18 protein-coding genes are annotated in these 20,883 nt (G+C 67.7%); 14 read left to right on the forward strand and 4 right to left on the reverse strand.

Annotated features, from left to right (window positions below; all coding sequences use genetic code 11):
• Positions 1–42: 42 nt before the first annotated feature.
• From AB0N59_RS13790 to AB0N59_RS13810, 5 genes are read left to right on the forward strand one after another with little or no spacing between them, the layout of a single operon-like run.
• Positions 43–1,563 carry an NAD(P)/FAD-dependent oxidoreductase gene (locus AB0N59_RS13790; protein ID WP_363484423.1) on the forward strand — a complete coding sequence of 507 codons (1,521 nt, stop codon included), beginning with the start codon at positions 43–45 and terminating at the stop codon, positions 1,561–1,563.
• Positions 1,556–2,488, forward strand: coding sequence for an alpha/beta fold hydrolase (locus AB0N59_RS13795; protein ID WP_363484426.1), 933 nt, complete (start codon positions 1,556–1,558; stop codon positions 2,486–2,488). The genes AB0N59_RS13790 and AB0N59_RS13795 overlap by 8 nt, the downstream gene beginning before the upstream one ends.
• Entirely contained in the window at positions 2,472–3,848 is a 1,377-nt protein-coding gene (locus AB0N59_RS13800; RefSeq protein ID WP_363484429.1) for an FAD-dependent oxidoreductase, read from the forward strand. Before AB0N59_RS13795 ends, AB0N59_RS13800 begins: the two co-directional genes overlap by 17 nt.
• On the forward strand, positions 3,845–4,540 hold the full coding sequence (locus AB0N59_RS13805; protein WP_363484432.1) for a hypothetical protein: 696 nt from the start codon (positions 3,845–3,847) through the stop codon (positions 4,538–4,540). The genes AB0N59_RS13800 and AB0N59_RS13805 overlap by 4 nt, the downstream gene beginning before the upstream one ends.
• Positions 4,537–5,922 (forward strand): FAD-dependent oxidoreductase, encoded by a 1,386-nt coding sequence (locus tag AB0N59_RS13810; RefSeq protein WP_363484435.1) that lies wholly within the window; start codon positions 4,537–4,539, stop codon positions 5,920–5,922. Before AB0N59_RS13805 ends, AB0N59_RS13810 begins: the two co-directional genes overlap by 4 nt.
• Before the next feature lie 46 nt (positions 5,923–5,968).
• On the opposite strand, the gene AB0N59_RS13815 is transcribed toward AB0N59_RS13810, so the two are convergent.
• Complete coding sequence (locus AB0N59_RS13815; protein WP_363484438.1) at positions 5,969–6,427, reverse strand: hypothetical protein; 459 nt, start codon at positions 6,425–6,427, stop codon at positions 5,969–5,971.
• Positions 6,428–6,518: 91 nt separating this feature from the next.
• On the opposite strand from AB0N59_RS13815, the gene AB0N59_RS13820 reads away from it, so the two are divergent.
• The 3 genes from AB0N59_RS13820 (at position 6,519) to AB0N59_RS13830 (ending at position 8,776) form a co-directional block, all read left to right on the forward strand.
• Positions 6,519–7,172 carry a hypothetical protein gene (locus AB0N59_RS13820; RefSeq protein WP_363484441.1) on the forward strand — a complete coding sequence of 218 codons (654 nt, stop codon included), beginning with the start codon at positions 6,519–6,521 and terminating at the stop codon, positions 7,170–7,172.
• Positions 7,173–7,490: 318 nt separating this feature from the next.
• Positions 7,491–7,667 (forward strand): hypothetical protein, encoded by a 177-nt coding sequence (locus AB0N59_RS13825; protein ID WP_363484443.1) that lies wholly within the window; start codon positions 7,491–7,493, stop codon positions 7,665–7,667.
• Between the two features lie 137 nt (positions 7,668–7,804).
• Positions 7,805–8,776 (forward strand): NAD-dependent epimerase/dehydratase family protein, encoded by a 972-nt coding sequence (locus AB0N59_RS13830; protein WP_363484446.1) that lies wholly within the window; start codon positions 7,805–7,807, stop codon positions 8,774–8,776.
• Positions 8,777–8,991: 215 nt separating this feature from the next.
• Here the strand turns inward: AB0N59_RS13830 and AB0N59_RS13835 are convergent, their stop codons facing one another.
• From AB0N59_RS13835 to AB0N59_RS13845, 3 genes are read right to left on the reverse strand one after another with little or no spacing between them, the layout of a single operon-like run.
• Entirely contained in the window at positions 8,992–10,515 is a 1,524-nt protein-coding gene (locus AB0N59_RS13835; RefSeq protein WP_363484449.1) for a helix-turn-helix domain-containing protein, read from the reverse strand.
• On the reverse strand, positions 10,512–11,594 hold the full coding sequence (locus AB0N59_RS13840; protein ID WP_363484452.1) for a DUF917 domain-containing protein: 1,083 nt from the start codon (positions 11,592–11,594) through the stop codon (positions 10,512–10,514). The genes AB0N59_RS13835 and AB0N59_RS13840 overlap by 4 nt, the downstream gene beginning before the upstream one ends.
• Positions 11,578–12,864 carry a hypothetical protein gene (locus AB0N59_RS13845; RefSeq protein ID WP_363484455.1) on the reverse strand — a complete coding sequence of 429 codons (1,287 nt, stop codon included), beginning with the start codon at positions 12,862–12,864 and terminating at the stop codon, positions 11,578–11,580. The genes AB0N59_RS13840 and AB0N59_RS13845 overlap by 17 nt, the downstream gene beginning before the upstream one ends.
• 211 nt (positions 12,865–13,075) lie before the next feature.
• On the opposite strand from AB0N59_RS13845, the gene AB0N59_RS13850 reads away from it, so the two are divergent.
• The 6 genes from AB0N59_RS13850 (at position 13,076) to AB0N59_RS13875 (ending at position 20,832) form a co-directional block, all read left to right on the forward strand.
• The gene (locus AB0N59_RS13850) at positions 13,076–13,396 is read left to right on the forward strand and encodes a hypothetical protein (RefSeq protein WP_363484458.1); all 321 of its coding nucleotides are present in this window, start codon (positions 13,076–13,078) and stop codon (positions 13,394–13,396) included.
• A gap of 33 nt (positions 13,397–13,429) precedes the next feature.
• A complete protein-coding gene (locus AB0N59_RS13855; protein ID WP_363484461.1) occupies positions 13,430–14,461 on the forward strand; it encodes a sugar ABC transporter substrate-binding protein in 1,032 nt (343 codons plus the stop codon).
• A gap of 4 nt (positions 14,462–14,465) precedes the next feature.
• Positions 14,466–15,992 (forward strand): sugar ABC transporter ATP-binding protein, encoded by a 1,527-nt coding sequence (locus tag AB0N59_RS13860; protein ID WP_363484464.1) that lies wholly within the window; start codon positions 14,466–14,468, stop codon positions 15,990–15,992.
• On the forward strand, positions 15,989–16,972 hold the full coding sequence (locus tag AB0N59_RS13865; RefSeq protein ID WP_204974226.1) for an ABC transporter permease: 984 nt from the start codon (positions 15,989–15,991) through the stop codon (positions 16,970–16,972). Before AB0N59_RS13860 ends, AB0N59_RS13865 begins: the two co-directional genes overlap by 4 nt.
• Positions 16,973–17,075: 103 nt before the next feature.
• Positions 17,076–19,124, forward strand: coding sequence for a hydantoinase/oxoprolinase family protein (locus tag AB0N59_RS13870; protein WP_363484467.1), 2,049 nt, complete (start codon positions 17,076–17,078; stop codon positions 19,122–19,124).
• Position 19,125: 1 nt separating this feature from the next.
• Positions 19,126–20,832, forward strand: coding sequence for a hydantoinase B/oxoprolinase family protein (locus AB0N59_RS13875; protein WP_363484470.1), 1,707 nt, complete (start codon positions 19,126–19,128; stop codon positions 20,830–20,832).
• The last annotated feature ends 51 nt before the right edge of the window (positions 20,833–20,883 follow it).

Here is a 20,883-nt window from a genome sequence, read left to right on the forward strand (position 1 = left end):
CGACACTGAAGGATCAGCTTTCTCAAGGATGAGGAGTCATTGATGACCAGTGAAGCTGTCGAGCAGTTCGACATCGTCGTGATCGGCGCGGGAATCTCCGGAATCGGCGCCGCGACTTATTTCAGCCGGGAGCTGCCCGCCAAGTCTTTGGTCGTGCTCGAGGGTCGTGAGAGCATCGGCGGCACCTGGGATCTCTTCCGCTACCCGGGCATCCGCTCCGACTCGGATCTGCACACCTTCGGGTACGAGTTCAAGCCCTGGCGTCACGAGAACGCGATCGCCGACGCCCCGCTGATCCTCGACTACCTCCGCGAGACCGTGGACGAGAACAGGCTCGACCGTTTCATCCGCACCGGCCACCGTGTCACGCGGGCCGAGTGGTCGTCGGACGAGGCTCTGTGGACGCTGACCGTCACGGTGACGAACCCGCGCACCAGCGAGACCAGCACCAAGACCGTCAAGGCCGGGTGGGTCTTCGCGGCATCCGGGTACTACAGGTACGCCGAGGGCTACTCGCCCGCCTTCCCCGGCAGCGAGGACTTCGAGGGCACGCTCGTGCACCCGCAGCACTGGCCGGAGAACCTCGACTACCGCGGCAAGCGCGTGGTCGTCATCGGCAGCGGGGCGACCGCGGTCACGCTGATCCCCGCGATGCTCAAGGGGCCCGGGGCAGCGGCGCACGTGACGATGCTTCAGCGCACCCCGACGTACATCGTGCCACTGCCGCGCGTCGATCGGGTGGCGCTGGCTCTGTCGAAGCTGCTCGGTGAGCGCCGGGGCTATGCGGCGACTCGCTTCAAGAACATCTGGACCGAGCATTTCCTCGTCGAGTGGCTGAGGAGATTCCCGCGAGCGGGGCGGCGATTCGTCCGTTCCGAGAACATCAAGCAGCTCGGCCGCGACTTCGACGTCGACAAGCACTTCAACCCGCCTTACGACCCGTGGGACCAGCGCCTCTGCGTCGCCCCCGACGGCGACTTCTTCGCTGCGATCAAGTCCGGACAGGCGTCGGTGGTGACGGACACGGTGACCCGGTTCAGCAGGCGCGGCGTGATCCTCGGCTCAGGCGAGGAGCTCGAAGCCGACGTCATCGTGACCGCCACCGGACTGAACCTGCAGCTCTTCGACGGGATGCCCATCGTCGTCGACGGCACGCCGATCCAACTCGTCGACACCATCGCCTACCGGGGCACCCTGCTCAGCGGCATCCCGAACTGGGCGATGGCGATCGGGTACACGACCTCGTCGTGGACGCTGAAGGTCAGTCTGCTCTGCCGCTACTTCATCGACCTGATCCGGCACATGGACGCGCATGGCTATGACACCGTCGTACCCGTGGCGACGCCGGGCATGCAGACACGACCCGTCATGGACCTTCAGTCGGGTTACGCCAAGCGCGGTGAGGGCCGGCTTCCACGTCAGGGTGCCGAGAAGCCGTGGCGCACGATGATGTCGTACCCGCAGGATGCGAAGGCGCTGCGCGGGCCCGTCGTCGACGACAACCTCCGGTTCGGAGTCCGCCCGACGCGCGTCCGAGATGACGAGAGCGTCGCTCATGCCTGACACGGCGGGGGCCGAGGCGGATCGCTTCGCCATCCTGCCCTCGGGCATCCGGATCTGCTACCGGGATGCCGGAAAGCGCGGCGCTCCGGTCATCCTGCTCATCCCCGGCATGGGGGAGGACCTCACCTACTGGACCGATTCTGTGCTCGACGCCTTCGTCGAGCGCGGCTTCCGCGTCATCTCGATGGACAACAGGGACTCGGGCCGGTCGACCTTCATGCGCACGCCGCCCCCGGCGGTCTGGCGGCAGGTCATCGCACGCCCGCGGCCGGACGGCTACACGCTCGCCGACATGGCGACGGACGTCGCCGACCTGCTCGATCATCTCGGCATCGACCGCGCGCATCTCGTCGGTCGTTCGATGGGCGGCATGATCGCCCAGACGGTCGCCGCCGCCGAGCCCGAACGGGTGCTCACGCTGTCGTCGCTCTACTCGACGACCGGGCACCGCAAGGTCGGGCAGCCCGCATGGTCGACGATGAAGATCCTCGCAGGTCCCGCCGCACGCAGCCGCACAGACGCCGTGCGCGCCCACCTGCTGATCACCAAGCACATCGCCGGCGCAGCGTACCCGATCGACGACGCCGCCGAGGCCGCGATCGCAGCGAATGCCTGGGACCGCGCCGCGGGGGACATCGCAGCCGGCTCCGCCCGTCAGATCCAGGCCATCCAGCTCTCGGGCGACCGTACCGAGCAGCTTCGGCGCATCAACGCGCCGACGCTGGTCATCAACGGCGACCGTGACCTGCTCGTCTCTCCGAGCGGGGGAGCGGCGACTGCTGCAGCGATCCCATCCGCGCAGCACATCGTCGTCCCGGGCATGGGGCATCACCTGACCGAGGCGCTCGTCACCCCCATCACCGATCACATCGCTCGTCACATCGAGCGTCAACGCCATGGAGGCGCACATGTCCGGCACCCCTGAAGCTGAACGGACCGACGTCGACGTCGTCGTCATCGGGGCAGGTCTCTCCGGCCTGAGCGCGGCGGATCGCCTCGCGAGCATGGGGCTCTCCGTGCTCATCCTGGAGGGCCGCGACCGAGTCGGAGGGCGCGTACGAAGCGGCGAGATCGCCGGCGTACCCGTCGACTTCGGCGGCACGTGGGTCTCTCCCAAGCACACCGCCATCAGAGAACTCGCCCGACGGGTCGGGTGCACGATCACCCCGCAGTTCCACGAGGGACGCAACACCCTGTGGATCGCGGGAAGGCGCCGCACCTACAAAGGCACGATTCCCCCGGTGTCGCCGCTGGCGGTCGTCAACATGGCCCGCGTGCAGATGGCACTCGAGAAGCTCGTGCGCACGATCGATGTCGACTCGCCGTCGTCGTCGCCCGACGCCGCTGAACTGGACTCCATCACCTTCGGATACTGGCTGGGGCAGCAGCGTGCGTCGACGGCGACCCGAATGCTGATGAACGTGATCAGCCGCGTGCAGTGGGGAGCCAGCTGCGACGACCTGTCGATGCTGTCGGTGCTCGCTTACATCCGTGGGGCGGGCGGCGTCGATCACATGCTCGACGTCGAGAACGGCATGCAACAGGACCGCATCACAGAGACGACCCACGAGATCGCCAAGCGCGTTGCCTCACAGTTCGACGATGGTCGCCTCCTGCTCAGCACACCTGCACGACGCATCGTGCAGGACGACACCGGGGTGACGGTGAGCGCTGACTCGCTGACAGTCACTGCGCGCTACGCCATCGTGACCGCCGCCACGATGCACCGCAAGGACATCGAGTTCGAGCCCGCCCTCTCGGAGCAGGCGAAGAGCCTCTCGAACTTGTGGCGGCTCGGCGGGCTGAGCAAGGCGTACGTCGCATACGAGAAGCCGTTCTGGCGTGAGGAGGGCATCTCGGGTGAGGCCGTCGCCGACACCGGCGCCGTCTTCATCACCTTCGATGTCGGACCGGAGCACGGGCCCGGCGTGCTCCTCGGATTCTGCGACCCCGTGCAGTTCGACGGCTTCGACGCCGAGCACCGGCGCGAACGCATCATTGAGCAGATGGTCCAGCTGTACGGGCCGAAGGCGCAGCACCCCATCGACTACGTGGACCACTGCTGGCTGCTCGAGGACTTCGGGGCAGGCGGACCGAACCCCGCGCTGCCTCCGTTCGCGCTCACCGCGTACGAGGCCGAGCTGCGCAAGCCCCATGGACGAGTCGAGTGGGGAGGCACGGAGACGGCCGGCGAGTTCTCGGGGTCGATGAACGGAGCCGTTCTCACCGGGCAACGGGCCGCCGAACGCGTGGCCGCAAGGATTCGAAAGGACTCACAGCGATGAACGAGATCCTCTTCCTGATCGCCGATCTGTGGCTGATATTCGCCGGCTTCTTCTTCGGCTGGCGATTCATCCGCCGCTATCAGAACTACTTCCTCGGCATCGAGTGCCTCGTCGTGGCGACGTCGGCGACCAACTTCCTGCTCTGGTCGCTGCTGAGCGGGGACCCGGACAACCCGATGTACACGATTGCGTACTTCCTCGACGCGTTCTCGCGCTCGTTCGGGTTCACGCTGGTGCTCATCCTCGGCCTCATGATGGTGACTCACCGGTACCGCCCGCGTCTCTGGCACGAGATCGGCGCGTTCGCCCTCGCCTTCCTCGGCGGCTTCGTGCTGATCGCGCTGCACCAGGACGGCGTGTACGGGGTGGGACCGGCGACGTTCTTCCTGGTGACGAACGTGATCGCATCGCTCTTCGTCCTCTACTTCGCCGTCCGGGTCTGGCAGGCGGGAGCCCGGGGGTGGGCTGTGGCGACAGTGATCATCACCGTCGTCGCGATGTATATCGCCCTGATCTACGACTTCTTCCCCTGGCCGTTCGACGACGCCCAGCGAACACTGTTCTACGCGGCCGCTCTCGCGACCTGGGGAACCCAGGGATTCGTCTACTACTACGCCTACAGGGCGCTGCACGCCCACAACGCGCGAGTCGGCACGCGGCGGGCGGCGCGTCCGGAAGCAGCACGAGCATGAACCCCAGGTACCGAGACGTCGAGTACACGAGCTTCTCGGGCTGGATCGACCCGCCCACCGACCTGGTCGCTCCCGTGCAGGGCACGGTGCAGTGCGACGTCGCGGTGGTCGGCGGGGGCGTCGGCGGCATGGCCACCGCCCTGAGACTGGCCGAGCGCGGTGTCGACGTCGCGCTCATCGAGTCGGAGTTCTGCGGTTACGGCGCGAGCTCACGCAACGGCGGCCAGATCGCCTCGGCACCCGGGGGAGATCTGCGGATGCTGAAGGTGCTCAGCCCGAAGAAGCTGCCCGGCATGGTGCGCTTCGCCGACAACGCTGCCAGCTACGCCGAGAAGCTGATCGAGGATCATCGAATCGACTGCGACTACGAGCCCAACGGCATGGTGTGGGCTGCCGTCTCACCGATTCAGATGCTGCGGGTGAAGACGTTCGCCGCCATCCTCTCGTCGCTGGGTGTGCACGGCGAGCTCGGCACCGCGAAGGAGATCGGGATCCCGGAGGCCTTCGTCGGCGGCATGCGGGAGCGCCGGGGAGGGATGCTGAACCCGGGCAAGCTGAGCCGAGGCCTGCGTCGCGCGGTGATCGATTCTTCCGTTCGGCTCTTCGAGCAGTCCCGCGTCGTCGACGTGCAGCGGCGCGACGGCATGGTCATCATGACGACCACCGGGGGCGAGGTCATCGCGAACAGCGCCATCCTGTCGACCAACAGCTACTCAGGCGAGTGGGACATCATCCCGAAGAACTTCACCACTCCGGCATGGATCATCGAGGTCGAGACCGCTCCGATCGATCCGGAGCGCATCGCCGCGCTGGGGTGGACGAGCCGATCGGGGATGGTCACTCAGCACCAGATCATGGAGAACTACCGGCTCACGGCGCACAACACCATGGTGTTCGGTGTGCGCCGACTCGAAGCCGGAGGGCAGACGTATCCACTGCTGCCGAGGAATCCGGATCCCGGGATGATGCGCGAACTGGCCGAGACGTTCTACAAGCGCTTCCCGACCCTGTCGGACGTGCCCATCGCCCGATGCTGGGGAGGCTGGATCTCGTTCTCGTCCTCTTGGACCACGGTCGCAGGCCGAGTCGGAGACAACGTCTACTACTCGTCGTCATGCAACGGGCACGGTCTCGCGCAGGCCGCGTACCTGGGGTCGCTGCTCGCCGATGCCGCGGTCGACGGCACGCGGTCGGAGGACCTCGACTCGGTGTGGGAGGTGAAGGGCAGCTATATGCCGTCCCCGGCCATCAGGCCGATTCCGCTTCGAGCTGTCTGGCTCTTCGACCGGATCAGCGACGTCTTCAACGGCGGTTACCGCCGAGCCCGTCGCGCCGCGTCCGCGGCTCGATCTTCGGACGCCGGTGCGGGTCCGGTCGCATGAGTCGGGCCGTGTGATCGGAGGAACGCGAACGTGCGGGACGGCGCCGTCATCGTTGCGGCTCTGTCGGTGCGGTTGCGCTGCCATCGCCGCTCACGCTGTCGCGGATGTCCGACGATGCCTCGCGCGCCAGAGCCTTCACCAGTCGCCGGTTCTCGGCGACCCGCCTCTGGAACACGAGCTCCATGACGAACGCGACGGTGGCGGCGCCGAACACCTCGATCGAGACGGAGAACAGCACGTTGGTCAGCAGATCGTGCACCACCACGAACTGCTCGAGAACGCGGGTGTACTCGATCGTCTTCGACGCCAGGGCCATCGCCAGCGCGGTTCCGAACAGCACGTACAGGTAGCGCTTCTTCACCTCGAGAGGGTCGGAGAGCTTGCGCAGCACCTGCGGGTTGCGTCGGGCGAACTGCACATCGTCGTCACTGAAGTCTGTTCGATCGCCGGTCAGGTCGCGCGTGACGAGCCTGTCGATGAAATCGTCGCCGCTGTCTCGCCCCATGTGCTCAGTGTACGAGCGGAGACGGGCAGTAGCCTGGGGCGCCACTGGGTCGATGCGCCTCGTCGGCGCTGTACATGAACGGAGACGACGCATGGAACTCGCCCTCGAAGATGCGACGGTCATCCTCCTCGGCGTCGGCGACGAGCTGGATCGAGTGGTGCTGCGAACCCTGGCGTCCGAAGGAGCGTGGACGTACGCGACCAAGCCGAGCCGGTCCACGGCCGACCTGACTCAGCACGGCGACGCATCCAGCCATTGGGTGAGCGTCGAAGACCACCTCACCCTGTCGACCGTCACCCGCATCGAGGACTTCCTGCATGAGCGGGGGCGGCCGGTCACGACGATCGTCCTGCACATCGACGTGATCGCTATGGCGACCTCGCAGGGACCGCTCCGCTGGTGGCGGCTGCGGTCCGAGGCGAAGAAGGTTCTGCGCTCGGCGACGGACATCCTCGGCACGGCCACCCCCGCGCGTGGCCAATCGCTGCTGCTGCTGTATCAGCTTCACGACCACACGGAGCTGAAGTCCGCGTCACGATGGATGCGACGCACCATCTCGGCCATCGCGAAGCGGGCCGGGGCAGGTGCACGGGTCAACGGCGTTCTCGTCGGGCCAGGGGACGTCGATTCGAATGCCGCCGCGATGATCGCGGTGTTCTGCTCATCGGTCACCGAGCGGATCACCGGCGCCCTTATCCCGATGGACGACGGCATGCTGGTGAACGATCTGCCACCCGAGCCATGAACCCAGCTCATCTGGATAGAGCGCGCGTCACACGATCTTGTGGACTCTAGTGCCGCTGGACGAGCGTGACCTACGTGTGCGAACACAAGGTCAAGTTGTGTGATCGGATGCTGGTGCCGACTCTCGCAATCGATCACGTGTTTCCGCGGGTCAACTATCTGATCCTGGATCATCCGCTTTGCGAACGTACAATCGCGTGTAGTTTCGGCTGAGATCCTTAAAAAGCCATGTGCGATCTTGCAAGGGCCGCGGAGCACTTCAATTCCGCGGCCCTTCTTGCACCTTCAGCGGAGGTGTCGTTCGCTGCACAGCCACTTCGTGTGGCTCTCGCCCGATGAGCTCAGCGGCACCACGAAGGTCGAGGCTCTGGCGATGCCCGAGCACACCTCATCGGACGTCGTGAGCGCCGTTCGCGAACACATCGCCGACCGCAAGGTCAACAACTCCCGACCCGTAGACACCACTGACCCCTCTCTTCTGCAGCCGGTCGGCTGAGCGATTAGTGCCGCGTCGGATGGCGCCGATCGGTACAGATCCCGCCCGCGCTGGATATGCTTCCGACACCACCGTCCGTCCTGCAAAGGCCGCGGACGACGACGCCATCCCCGCGACGAACCAGTAGGAGACAACTCATGCGTGTGCTGGTCATCGGTGGCTCGGGCCACATCGGTTCTTTCCTCGTCCCTCGCCTTGTGCGAGCCGGACACGAGGTGATCAACATCAGCCGAGGCACCTCCGTGCCCTACACGGACTCCGCCGAGTGGCGGCACGTTGCCCAAGTGGCCGCAGACCGGGAGAAGGAAGACGCGCAGGGCGTATTCGCCGACCGTGTCGTCGAGCTGAGCGCCGACGTCGTCATCGACCTCGTATGCTTCACGCTCGAATCCGCCACGACGCTCGTGGAGCGCTTGCGCGGAAACGTCGGCCACTACTTGTTCTGCGGATCCATCTGGCGAGCCGGTCCCAGTCACGTGCTTCCGATGTCCGAGGACAACGCCCCCGCGCCGTTCGGCGAGTACGGCGTTGCCAAGCACGACATCGCTCGCATGCTCAAGGCAGAGACCGCGGAGAGCGGAGTGGCCACAACAACCATCCATCCGGGCCACATCAGCGGGCCCGGCTGGGCGCCCATCGGACCGACCGGAAACCTGGACGCTCGCGTATGGCAGAAGCTCGCCGCCGGCGAAGCGCTGCCCATCCCTGGGCTCGGTGCGGAGTCGATGGCACACGTGCACGCCGATGACGTCGCCCTCGCTTTCGAGCTCGCCGTGAACAACCGCGAGGCGGCTTCGGGAGAAGACTTCTTCATCACCGCGAACGACGCCCTCACCGTCCGCGGCTACGCGGAGGCGGCAGCCACCTGGTTCGGCAGGTCCGCGACGCTGGAATCCGTCACCTGGGACGAGTTCCGAGCCGATGTCGGGGCGGAGAACGCGGGCCTCAGCTGGGACCATCTCGTCCGCAGCCATTTCATCAGCACCGAGAAGGCACATCGCCTCCTCGGGTACGTCCCTCAGCACTCCGCCGCCGACACGGTGTTCGAGTCCGTCAGATGGCTCATCGACAACGACAAGGTGGAGGTCTCCTCACCTCTGGTCGACTGACCGCTCTAGGGGCGGCGTCGATCAACGACGGCATCATCGATTCTCTCGTCACACGCCGACCATCTCGGGCCGAGCCATACACGGGGCCGATGTTCGTGCTCGGCTGGACTGTGCACAGAGGGCAGCGGCAGAGCGGTCTGCTCCATGCCGAGATGCGTCAAGACCGGCAGCTCTCGAACTCGGTACCCAGGTCTAAGCCACCCCGAAGCTCGCGCTCAGCGGTCGCTCTCGAGAAACGGCGACTCATTGCGCCGGACGGCCTCGAAGAGCAGGTGGATCGGCAGCACGTTCGCTGGCTCGGTGAGGTCGACGTCGAGCTCTGCCGCGCGGTGGAGCCTCGACTGCACGGTGTTGCGGTGCAGGCCGAGGCGTGCGGCGGCGGTCGACACCGACCCGTTCGCCGACAGGTAGCCGATCACCGCCTCGATGAGGCGAGGCGCCGAAGGGTCGGCGAGCAGGCGGGGGAACAGCGCTGCGACGAGCTGCTCGGCGAGGTCGAGCGGAACGAGGCGGCTCAGCAGGCGGAGAGGTGCGGACTCGAATTCCACGAAGGCATCGGTGCCCGGCCCGTCGGCCGCCGCCGTGCGGGGGTCTGCCAGTCGCGCAGCCAGCCACGCCTCTCGGACGGCGTACCGCGCCTCGGCAGGGGAGCGGTGGATGCGCGAAGAGCCTCCGGTGATCGGGACTCCCGCGGCGCGCACGAACCCGCTTCTCACTCTCTCCAGTGCCCTGGTGCGCTGGCTGGGATCCTCCGCGGGCAGGAACCCGATCCAGCCACCGTCGAACCGGGCGAGCGGGGCTTCGGGGAAAGCCATCAGCCAGATCTGATGGACGAGTGCGCCCACGCGGTCCGGCTCGGACGTGAGCAGGCATACCGCGAAGAAGGAACCGTCGAGGGGCGCCTGTGGCCAGGCTGTGGTCTTTCCCGCCTCCGGTTCCTCGAATGACGTGACGGAAGCGGAGCCCGTGAGGGCGGTGATCGAGATCGCCGGCAGCGACGAGCGGGTCGCCGTGAGTCTCTGCTCGAGCAGCAGCGCCCTGACCGAGGGCGCTGCTCCGGCGAGCAACTGCTCGCCGAACACCACGGCCTGTGCGGGGACCCTGGCCAGAAGCAGGTCGGAATCCGCGTCCGGCCCCTCTGCGCCCATCCCGAGGCGCGCCCTCACCAGCGGTGCACGCTGCGATGCGGAGTCGATGCTCGCTGGCGTCGGCGATGCGAGGGTGCGAGCCCCCGACGATTCGATCCACACCTCGGCACCACCGAGCTCGTCCGAGAGCAACGCGATCGCCTGCGCGGGGCCGGGCACATCGGCCAGGCGGTCGACGACGGCACGCACACGCACCATCACCTCGGCTCGTGCGGCGCCGATCCGGATGGCCGCGTCGATCGCGAGGCGGGTCATGTCGCGACGGGTGGTGAGCAGTGAGACCTCCAGCCGCTTCGCCAGTTCGATGACGGATGCGGTGAACGGCTGCTCGGGGACGATGAGCGCGCATGCCCGCCGCTCCCACGCGTAGCGCAGGGCCGCCGAGATCATCCAGCCTCCGCGCGCGGCGCCTCGCGCGAGCAGCACCACCGTGTCGGGTCCGACCGCTCCGATGTCCTCGAAGTCGGAGACCAGGGCCAGGTCTCGAACGGGACTGCGTTCCGAGACGAGGTGCAGCACAGAGAGTCCGGTGAGCTCGCGGGCATCGATCAGGTCGCGCAGCTCGACGGCTCCCGCAGACGATCGGTTCATCTCGGGCCTCTTCCGCGGTCGGGGAGCAGCGAATGCAGTGTCTCTGGAGCGGCCAGGCGGCGGCCCTCCGGCGTGTACCACTGTGCGGCGGCCGGGAGGACGACGAGGTCGAGGGTGTTGCCCACCCACAGATCGTCGAGGCTGGCGACGCGACCGTCATCCGGATGCAGCATCGTGATGATGTCGGGGATCACCGCCTCCGGCGTGCCGTCGACCATGAGCAGAAGCAGCTCGTTCTGGATCTCCAGCTGCACGAAGCGACCCTGTGACTCCTCGATGAGCACGACGCTGGAGGGATGGTCGGGCTCGCCGGCGGGCGCGGGACGGGAGAGCCCCGCGACATCTGCGACCCGCGCCCGGATGATCCGGCGCACGCCCTCGCTTCGGCGGAGCTGCTGGTGCTTCTCGCCCGTCGTCGCGTCGGAGTCGAGGATCCTCCCGATGCGCACCATCCGCGACACACTGCCGAGCACCCCCGTCCGCGCAAGATCCCTTGCGGTCATGGGGTAGAGCGCCGTGGCCGACCACCCCCCGAACTCCTCGGCCAGCGCTCTGACCAGACGCTCCGCCCGTCGCGGCTCGCGCACCCGGAGGAGCGCCGATTCGCCGACGGGCCCCGTCGCGGCCAGCGGGCCCGCAGGAAGGCCGGCAAGCGTGAACACCGACTGGAACAGCAGGGGGAAGACCCGGCCCATCGGATCGGCATCCACGACGGGACGCCCGAGCTGCATCCCGGTGAGCAGAGGAACCATCGAGTTCACATTCGCCGCCGCGAGCGGGAACAGGCCCTCGATGCGCTTCCCCAGCTCGCGTTCGAGCAGCTCGACGCTGCTGACGAACTCGTCGCCGGCCGGGCGCAGCTCCGACAGCGGGAGCCCGTTGTTGACGAAGCCGACGGCGGCGACGAGCGCGTCCCCGGCGAGGTCCTCGACGCCGAGCAGCTCTGGTGCCTCATCGCCGCTCGCCATGCGCGCGAGGATCCGATCCTGCTGCTCATCGCACCACTCAGGATCGGCCGCGCAGGCCAGGAAGAGTGCGCCGGTGCGCAGGTGCCGGACGTCGTCAGCGCTGAGCTGCACGGCGCACCCCCCTGTCGAGCAGGCCTCCCACGGGATCTCCGGCCACGCCCCTGACGCGCACCGAGACGACCCGCGCGTGCTCGTAGGTCGTGGCCACGAGCTGCGACTCCAGGATGCGAACGGACGAAGGCAGCGCCCCGAACGCTGCGAGCCTGCCACGGACCCGTGCTTCGGCCGCCTGCAGTTCCTGCGCCATCTCTGCCGCGTTCACGGCGCCGACGGTCCCTAGTGCCCAGTCGGAGAGCGGCGCGCAGGCGGCTCCGAGCGCCCGCAGGTCGTCGTCGGTCTCCACCGCTCCTTCGTCGTCGAGCCAGATGGGCAGCGGCGCTCCGGCCACGCGGACGAGCCGGGGAGCTGGCGTCCGTCCGTGGAGCAGGATCTCGGTCGCTGGAACGAGGTGCGCGGCCTGCGTCGACAGGCGGGTGTGATCCCAGCGCAGCCGCGGAATCACGGCGGGGGCACCCGCGCGCAGCGTCCCCAGGGTGAGGCCGTCCTCGGTCGCGAGCAGAAGATCGCCGTCATCGAGCCCGCAGAGCGCCGCCGCCCCGAGGAACTCGACCGGAGCGCCCGAGAAGGCCGAGTGGATGGGCTCGGCCGGGAGCCGGCTGAGCGGCACACGGCCGCCGTCGTTCCGCGTGACGGAGAGTCGGGCCTCGGGGAACCGACGCCCTGAGACGAGAGCGAGTGAGGTGGCGAGCGTCTCGGCGTCGGGCACGAGCGCGTCGTTGAGGATCGCGGTGTGCTCCCGCGTCGCGAAGGAGTTGCTGTCGAAGGCGTGCGAGAACACCACGTTCAGTGGTCCCCCGTGTTCGAGCAGGATCTCTCCGGCGGCGAGTTCGTGCGAGGGGTTCACGAGCGCGCCGACGCTCGTGATCACGACGCGGGAGCCTGCCGGGATCCCTGCGGCGGCCGCCCGGAAGCCGTCCGTGTCGAACGGCGCGAGCTCCTCGCCGAGCGTGGTGTGCCCACCGCGGACATGAAGGATGGGCGCATCGCCGGCGCGAGGCTCATCTTCGAGGGCCACAGGCGGCCTCGGCGCGATGCGGACGAGGGCGAGCGGCGCGCCCTCCGTGCGGTGCAGCACGTCGCTCAGGTCGAACGCGATCGACGACACCGTGTCAGCAGAGTGCGCGATCCGACCGAGCAGCCGGTCGACGGACCGCTCGATCCCGGCGCCGGTGACGGCGTCCACCAGCATCGAGTGCGATCCGTCGGGGCGCAGCAGTGCGGCGGCTACGCGCCGTTCCTGCACTGCGATCCCGACGCGCATGCATCCGCTCCCTTGCGATTCTTGTTTCGGGCGACGGTAGGTCCGCCCGAGACTCAGCGATTTCATTCTTTTGCATTTCGAGATGCCTCCGCAATATGCAACATGCACAGAGGCCCGAAACGGAGGGTGGATAGTTTCATGGGGCAGCGTCGCGGATCGACCGAGCCGCACCGCCGCACCAGACGATCGAGACAATGGAGTACGAGACCTGATGATCCGCTCAGTCCTGACCCTGCATACCTCACCAGAGCAGGCGGATTCCGTGCTGGGGCTCTACCGCCGCGAGGCGATTCTGCAGGAATCACTCGACCTGACCCGTGCCGTCAGCTCGGAGATCGCCACGGCGATCGACGGATCGGGCGAGATCATCGTGACGGCTGTGTGGCCCGATGAGGCCGCGTATCAGGAGTGGCTCGACCACCCGAATCGCGGGCGCACCGCCCCTGAGCTGTCGGCGCTGCTCGCCGACGCCCGGATCGGGGTCGGGCGGCTGTACGAGGTCGACCACCGCGCATCCAGAACCGAGATCTGAGCCCACCCGAACCCCTCACGAAAGAAGAATGCAATGACGCACCTCCCACGGATCATCGCCGGCGCCGGCGTGCTCGCGCTCGGCGTCTCCCTCGCCGCCTGCAGTGCTGACGGCGGCGGGGCCGGTGACGGCGACGGCTTCTCGATAGTGTTCCTCGCGTCCTCGTCTCAGAACGGCTACAACCAGGCCGTGTACGAGGGTGTGCAGAACAAGGCGAAGGAGCTCGAGAAAGAGCTCGGCATCAGCATCACGACCAAGATCCAGGACGGCCAGTTCGACGCCAACACGCAGCTGTCGCAGTTGCAGAATGCCGGGACGACCGGTCAGGCGAGCGGCGTCATCGTCGTGCCGCAGGACGGGCCGGGCCTCGCCGCAGCGTTCCCACTGGGCAATGACATCCCCGTCGTCTCCGTACTGAACCCGATCGGCCCCGACATCGACAAGATGGAGCCGCAGACCGAGGGAGTCGTGTCGACCGTGGCATCGCCGCCCTCGGCGGGGGCCGAGCGCCAGGCGGAGACCGTCGTCGAGTACTGCAAGGACATCGATCCGTGCAAGATCGGCCTGCTGGCGGGACTCCTGAACTCGCCGCTCGACGTCGCTCGCATCGCGGCGTGGAAGGACGTGCTCGGCGCGCACGACAACATCGAGATCGTCGGCACCGTCGAGGGTGCATATGATCGCGACAAGTCGCTCACGGCCGTGTCGAACCTGCTGCAGGCGAACAAGGACATCAACGGCATCCTGAGCAACGCCGATCAGCAGACGATGGGCGCGCAGATCGCCCTGGAGAACGCAGGAATCGACCCGTCCTCCATCTTCCTCACCGGCGGAGGCGGCACCACCGAGGCCGTGAAGGCGGTGCGCGAGGGGAAGTGGACGAACGACTACCTGAACTACCCGGTGAGCATGGGCGAGGCGGCGCTCGAGCAGCTGATCAACAAGCTGCGCGGAGAGAAGGTCGAGGCCGTCGTCGACGCGGACACGCTCGTCGACCTCCCGCCGATGGTCACCAAGGAGGACCTCGAGGCGGCGCCCGACTTCACCGGTGAGTGGAACGGCTGATCCGATGCAGGATGCTGCCAGCGGGCCGATCCTGGTCGAACTGCGCGGAGTGGGCAAGCGGTTCGGCGCGACCCAGGCGCTCGACGGTGTGTCTCTCGAGGTCCGCGGGGGTGAGATCCACGCCTTCGTCGGCGAGAACGGTGCAGGCAAGTCGACTCTCGGCAAGGTGATCGCCGGCATCTATGCGGCCGACCACGGCGAGGTCGTGGTCGACGGCGCCGTGGTCGACCGATGGAACCCGGCGATCGCTCAGCGGCGGGGGATCGTGATGATCGCGCAGGAGCTCGCGCTCGTGCCCGACCTGACCGTAGGACAGAACGTCTTCCTGGGTGCCGAGGAGCACCGCTTCGGGATCGAGCGACGCAACGTCGCAGAGCGATTCGAAGCGCTGGACGCGCAGGTCGGATTCGGCCTGGACCCGGGGGAGAAGGTGCGTGACCTGCGCATCGCCGACCAGCAGAAGGTCGAGATCCTTCGAGCCCTCGCCCGCGACGCACGGATCATCGTGATGGACGAACCCACCTCATCTCTGACTGCGCACGAGATGGAGCAGCTCGAGGACCTGATGCGGACGCTGCGTGATCGCGGCTGCTGCGTGATCTACGTCTCGCATTTCCTCGACTCGGTTCTCGGGGTCGCCGACCGCATCACGGTGATGCGGGACGGTCGCCGCATCGAGACCGTCGACGCGACGTCGGTGTCGAAGCAGGAGCTGGTGACCTCGATGCTGGGCCGGGAGATGGATCAGGCGTATCCGGATCGCCCGCCACGACCCCAACTCGTCGACCCGCTCGTCTCGGTGCGGGAGCTGCGCACCGCGACGGGCGTCGAGCGGATGAGCTTCGAGGTGCGCCCCGGTGAGATCGTCGGGATGCTCGGTCTCGTCGGCAGTGGGCGCACCGAGTGCCTGCGTGCGGTGTTCGGCCTGGACCCGGTGGTCTCGGGCGAGATCCGCTTCGACGGCCGCGACTGGGGTCGCCGAACACCGAAGGAGTCCATCGACGCGGGTCTGGTGCTCGTCTCGGAGGACCGCCATAAGGACGGCCTGGTGCTGCAGCGATCGGTGCGCGAGAACATCGGGCTCTCGAGCCTGCCGGCCCGCGCGCGTGGCGGGATCATCGACCGGAGGAGCGAGAAGCGCATTGCGCGGGATCTCGCTGAATCGCTCGAGATCCGGCCGCCTGACATCGAGCTGCCCGTCGGATGGTTCTCGGGAGGCAATCAGCAGAAGGCCCTATTGGGGAAGGCGCTCGCCGCGCAGCCGAAGCTGATCATCCTCGACGAGCCGACACGCGGCGTCGATGTCGGCGCGAAGCGGACGATCTACGAGCTCATCGTCCGGCTCGCAGCGCAGGGCATCGGGGTGCTGCTGATCTCGTCGGAGCACGAGGAGATCATGGAGCTCGCCCACCGCGCCTACCTGGTCTCGGAAGGCCAGACCTTCGGGGAGATCGTCCCCGAGCAGACCACTGTGGAGGAAGTGCTGTTCCGGCTCTTCCACGTGACCATCGGAGAGGAGCCGGCAGCATGACGGAAGCCGCAAACACCACCGTGACGCGAACCCGCGCCCGCAGGAAGTTCTCGGCGAAGGAACTCGTCATCGAGTACGCGGTGCTGCTGCTGCTCGCCGTCGTGCTCGTTGCGCTCGCGATCCTGTCGCCGTCGTTCTTCACCTTCGGCAACATCGTGAACATCCTGAACCAGAACGCACCGCTCGTGATCATCGCCGCGGCCGGGACGTTCGTGATCATCTCGGGGAACTTCGACCTCTCGACCGGCGCGATCTACAGCGTGGCCGGCGTCGTGGCCGCGTGGCTCGCGGTGACCACGGGCAATGTGGCGCTGGCCCTCGGCGCGGCGCCCGTGATCGGCATCGTTCTCGGGGCCTTCAACGGCACGGTCATCACCCGCCTTCGAGTGCACTCGTTCCTCGCGACGCTCGCGTCGTCGATGATCTTCACGACGATCGCCGTGCTCATCACCGGAGGCAGCCTGATCACCGTGACGACACCCGGGTTCACCGCTCTCGGGCGCAACCGTGTCGGCGGCGTCTTCATCGCGGTGCTGGTGATGATCGTCGTGGTGGCGATCCTCTGGTTCGTGCTGTCGCGGACGCTGTTCGGTCGCCGCGTGTACGCCGTCGGCGGCAACGCGGAGGCGGCTGAGCTCTCCGGCATCCACGTGGATCGCACGCGCATCCTGGTCTTCGTCATCAGCGGTCTCGCGGCCGGCACGGCCGCGGCGATCGGTGTCTCGCGGATCGCATCCGGACAGCCGCTTGCCGGCGCCGGTCTCGAGCTGAGCGCGATCGCGGCGGTGATCCTCGGCGGGACGAGCATCTACGGCGGCATCGGCGCGGTCTGGCGGTCGGTGGCTGGCGTCTTCCTCATCGCCCTGATCGGCAACGGCTTCGATCTGCTGAACCTGAACCCCCAGCTCAAGGACATGGTGACCGGCTTCATCATCCTCGCGGCGGTCGGCCTCGCCGCGGCCGGGCGAGGCAAGCGCTAGCAGCACCACCTCCTCGCAGCTCTGCCGGAGACGGCCCGGGTCACCCCGGGTCTCCACGGGCTGCCCGAAAACATCACCCATCCCTCACGGAAGGACCCCTGCAATGTCCGAGAACGTCCGAATCGCCATCGATGTCGGAGGCACATTCACCGACGTGGTGAAGCTCGTGCCCGAGACGGGCGAGCTCCGCTTCGAGAAGGTGCCGACCACGCCGAGCGAACCGACGGCCGGGGTGCTCGCCGCGTTCGAGAAGGCCGACGCCGATCCGGCCGTGGTCTCGACGTTCAACCACGGCAGCACCCTGGGACTGAACTCCCTGCTGACCCGCACGGGTGCGCGCATCGCGACGATCGCGACGCGCGGCTTCCGAGACGTCTACCTGCTCGGACGAACGGACCGGCGGGTGATGTACGACATCGCCTACCGCAAGCCGGAGGCTCTGCTCGAGCGGTACGACACCTTCGAGGTGACCGAGCGCAGCATGTTCGACGGCTCGGTCGCGACGCCGTTCGACGACGACGACGCCCGCGATGTCGCTCGTGAGATCCTCCGTCGCGGGTACGACGCGGTGGCGGTCGCCTTCCTGCACGCGTATGCGAACCCCGCTCACGAGCTGCGCATGCGCGAGATCCTCGTCGAGGAGGCACCGGGAGTCGAAGTCACCCTGTCGCATGAGCTCTCGCGCGAGTACCGGGAGTACGAGCGCACGAGCACCGCCGTGCTGGATGCCTACATCAAGCCCATCATGCGCAGCTATCTCAAGGCGCTGGAAGGCGAGCTCGAACGGCGCGGTTTCGACGGGCGCTTCCTCATGTCGCGCTCCGGAGGCGGGGCGATGACCGCGTCGGCCGCGCGCGAGCAGCCCGTGAACCTGATCCTCTCGGGTCCTGCCGGCGGTGTCGTCGGTGCAGCCGCCTTCGCGAAGCTGATCGACAGGCCCAACCTCATCACGATCGACATGGGCGGCACCAGCCTCGACGCGTCGCTGGTGCAGGACGGCAGCCCCGTTCTCTATCACGGTGCGGAGTTCGAGGGGCTCCCGATCAATACGCCTTCGCTCTACATCCACACGATCGGGGCCGGCGGCGGGTCGCTCGGCTACCTCGACGAGGCCGGCGCCCTGCAGGTCGGGCCGAAGAGCGCCGGCGCCATGCCTGGACCGGCCGCGTACGGCCGTGGCGGTACCGAGCCCACGTTCACCGATGCCGCGCTCGCCATCGGCTACCTCGGAACGGACACCCCGCTCGGCGGCGAGCTCACGCTCGACCGGGAGAAGTCGCTGACAGCGCTCAGCCCGATCGCCGAGGCCCTGGGGCTGAGCGTCACCCAGCTGGCGCGGGGCATGGTGAAGATCTCGAACACCAAGATCATGGGCGCGGTACGCGCGATCACCATCGAGCTCGGACACGACCCCAAGGACTTCGCACTGCTGTCATTCGGCGGCGGCGGTGGCTTGGTCGCCGTCGACGTGGCGCGTGAGCTCGGGATTCCAGAGGTGATCGTCCCGCCGGGGCAGGGAGCCTTCTCTGCGCTCGGGATGCTGATGGCCGACGTGCAGCACGACTACTCGCGCACGAGCCTGCAGGCTCTCGACGAGCTCGACGCCGACGCGGCCGATGCGCTCTACGCAGGCATGGAGGCGGAGGCGCGTGAGACGCTGCGCGCCGAGGGCTTCGACGACGCGCGCATGCTCTTCCATCGGGTCGTCGCAGTGCGGTACTCCGGGCAGGAGCACTCGGTCACGGTCGATTACCCGGACGACAGCACGGACCCCCGAGCGGCCATCCGCTCGGAGTTCGACCGCCTGCACCTGCGTCAGTACGGCCACACCATGGACGACCCGATCGAGACGACGACGCTGCGCCTCGGCGCGGTCGGCGTCGTCGACAAGCCGGATCTGCCGAAGGCGGCGCGTCGTCCGGAAGGCGGAAGGCCCGAGCTGCGAACGCGCACGGTCGTGCTCGACGGCGACGAGACAGCGGAGTACGGCCTGGTCTCGCGCGAGGAGCTCTTGGCCGGGGACGTCATCGAAGGGCCTGTGGTCGTGACCGAGCACACGGCGACCACTGTGCTGCACGCCGGCGACCGAGTCGAGGTCGGCGCATACGGCGAGCTCATCATCTCGATCCAGTACGCGAAGAAGGGGGCCTGACGTGGCCGACGCCATCACCACCGAGATCATCAGGCACGGCCTGCTGGCCGCCGCGGAGGAGGTCGCGCGCAACCTGTGCCGCACCGCCTACAACACCGTTGTCTACGAGATCCACGATTACGGGATCGGGATCCACGACGCCAACGGCGACGTGGTCGCGGACGCGCCGGGCATCGCGGTCTTCACCAGGGGCAACGATGCCGGCATCAAGCACTCGGTCGAGTTCCTCGGCGCCGACGCGATCGAACCAGGTGACGTCTTCATCATCAACTTCCCGTACTGGTCGAGCGCTCACACCCTCGACCCGCTCGTCTTCGCCCCGATCCATGTGGACGACGAGCTGATCGGGTTCGCCTCCTGCCGTGTGCATGTGACCGACCTGAATCAGAAGGATCCGGGGTACGTCCTCGACTCGACCGACCGCTCGCAGGAGGGGCTGATGCTGCCCGCCTCGAAGCTGTACCGACGGGGGGAGCGCAATGAGGACGTGTTCAACATCATCCGGTTCAACAGCCGCATGCCGAAGCACACGATCGGCGACATCCAGGCGCAGGTGTCGGCGTGCGTGACGGGCGTGCGCCGCACGCAGGAGCTCGCGGACAAGTACGGCGTCCGAACGCTCACCGAGGCGATGGTGACCATCAACGAGCACGGTGAGAGGCTCGCCAGGCTGGCGCTCGCCAAGCTGCCCAAGGGTACCTGGAGCGCGGTCGACTACGTCGACGACGACGGCATCAACAAGGACGACCTCGTCAAGCTGCAGTGCACAGTGACGGTCACGGACGAGGAGATGATGGTCGACTGGACAGGCAGCGCCGAGAACGTCGAAGGCCCCATCAACCTGCCGCCCGGCCAGACCGAGGCGTTGTCGAGCCTCATCTTCAAGTCGCTCACGACTCCGGACTCCCCGGTCGTCGCGGGAAACTTCGCCCCGTTGCGGGTGGTCACGGTGCCGGGGTCGGTGATGCACGCCGTGCCGCCCATGCCGACCTTCACCCTGTGGACCGGTCTGCTCGCCGGCGAGGTCATCCTGAAGGCCCTCGCCCAGGGCATGCCGGAGCTGGTTCCCGCCTGCTCGGGCGGTGACGTGTGCTCGATGATGGGCCTCGGCGTCAACCCGCGCACCGGCGAGCCGTGGCAGGAGGCGACCAATGAGGCGGTCGGCTTCGGCGGCACCGCGCACCACGACGGCGAGGACGGGATCATGCACCTCTCGGAGCCGGGCTGTCGCAACAATCCGGTCGAAGTGCTGGAGGCGAAGTCCTCGATGATCATCGATCACTACGGCTACCGCCCTGACACAGGTGGTGCCGGGGAGCACCGCGGCGGGGTCGGCGTGAGCCGGTCGTATCGCTTCACAGCCCCCGCCACGGGCATCTGCCTCGTCTACAAGACGAAGACGGAGCCCTGGGCCATCGACGGCGGGTCGGAGGGCAAGCCGAACAGGGTGGTTCTCAACCCCGGCACGGACCGGGAGGTCGTGCAGGGCGGCAGCTACAACCGGCTCGCCGCGGGAGATGTGCTCGTCAACCAGACGGGCGGCGGAGGCGGCTACGGCGATCCGCTGCGGCGAGACCCCGCTGCCGTCGCGCACGACGTGCGCAACGGCTTCGTGTCACGACGGTCGGCCGAGCAGGACTACGGCGTGGTGGTGACGGACGATTTCACGGTCGACGCACCCGCGACGGCGGCCATCCGAGGCAGATGAATGGTCGAAGGCGGTGCGCTCGCAGATGCCGGCGCGCCGCCTTCGTTCCAT

Origin of the sequence: Microbacterium sp. NPDC089321 (assembly GCF_040684935.1) — a bacterium.
GTDB lineage: Bacteria > Actinomycetota > Actinomycetes > Actinomycetales > Microbacteriaceae > Microbacterium.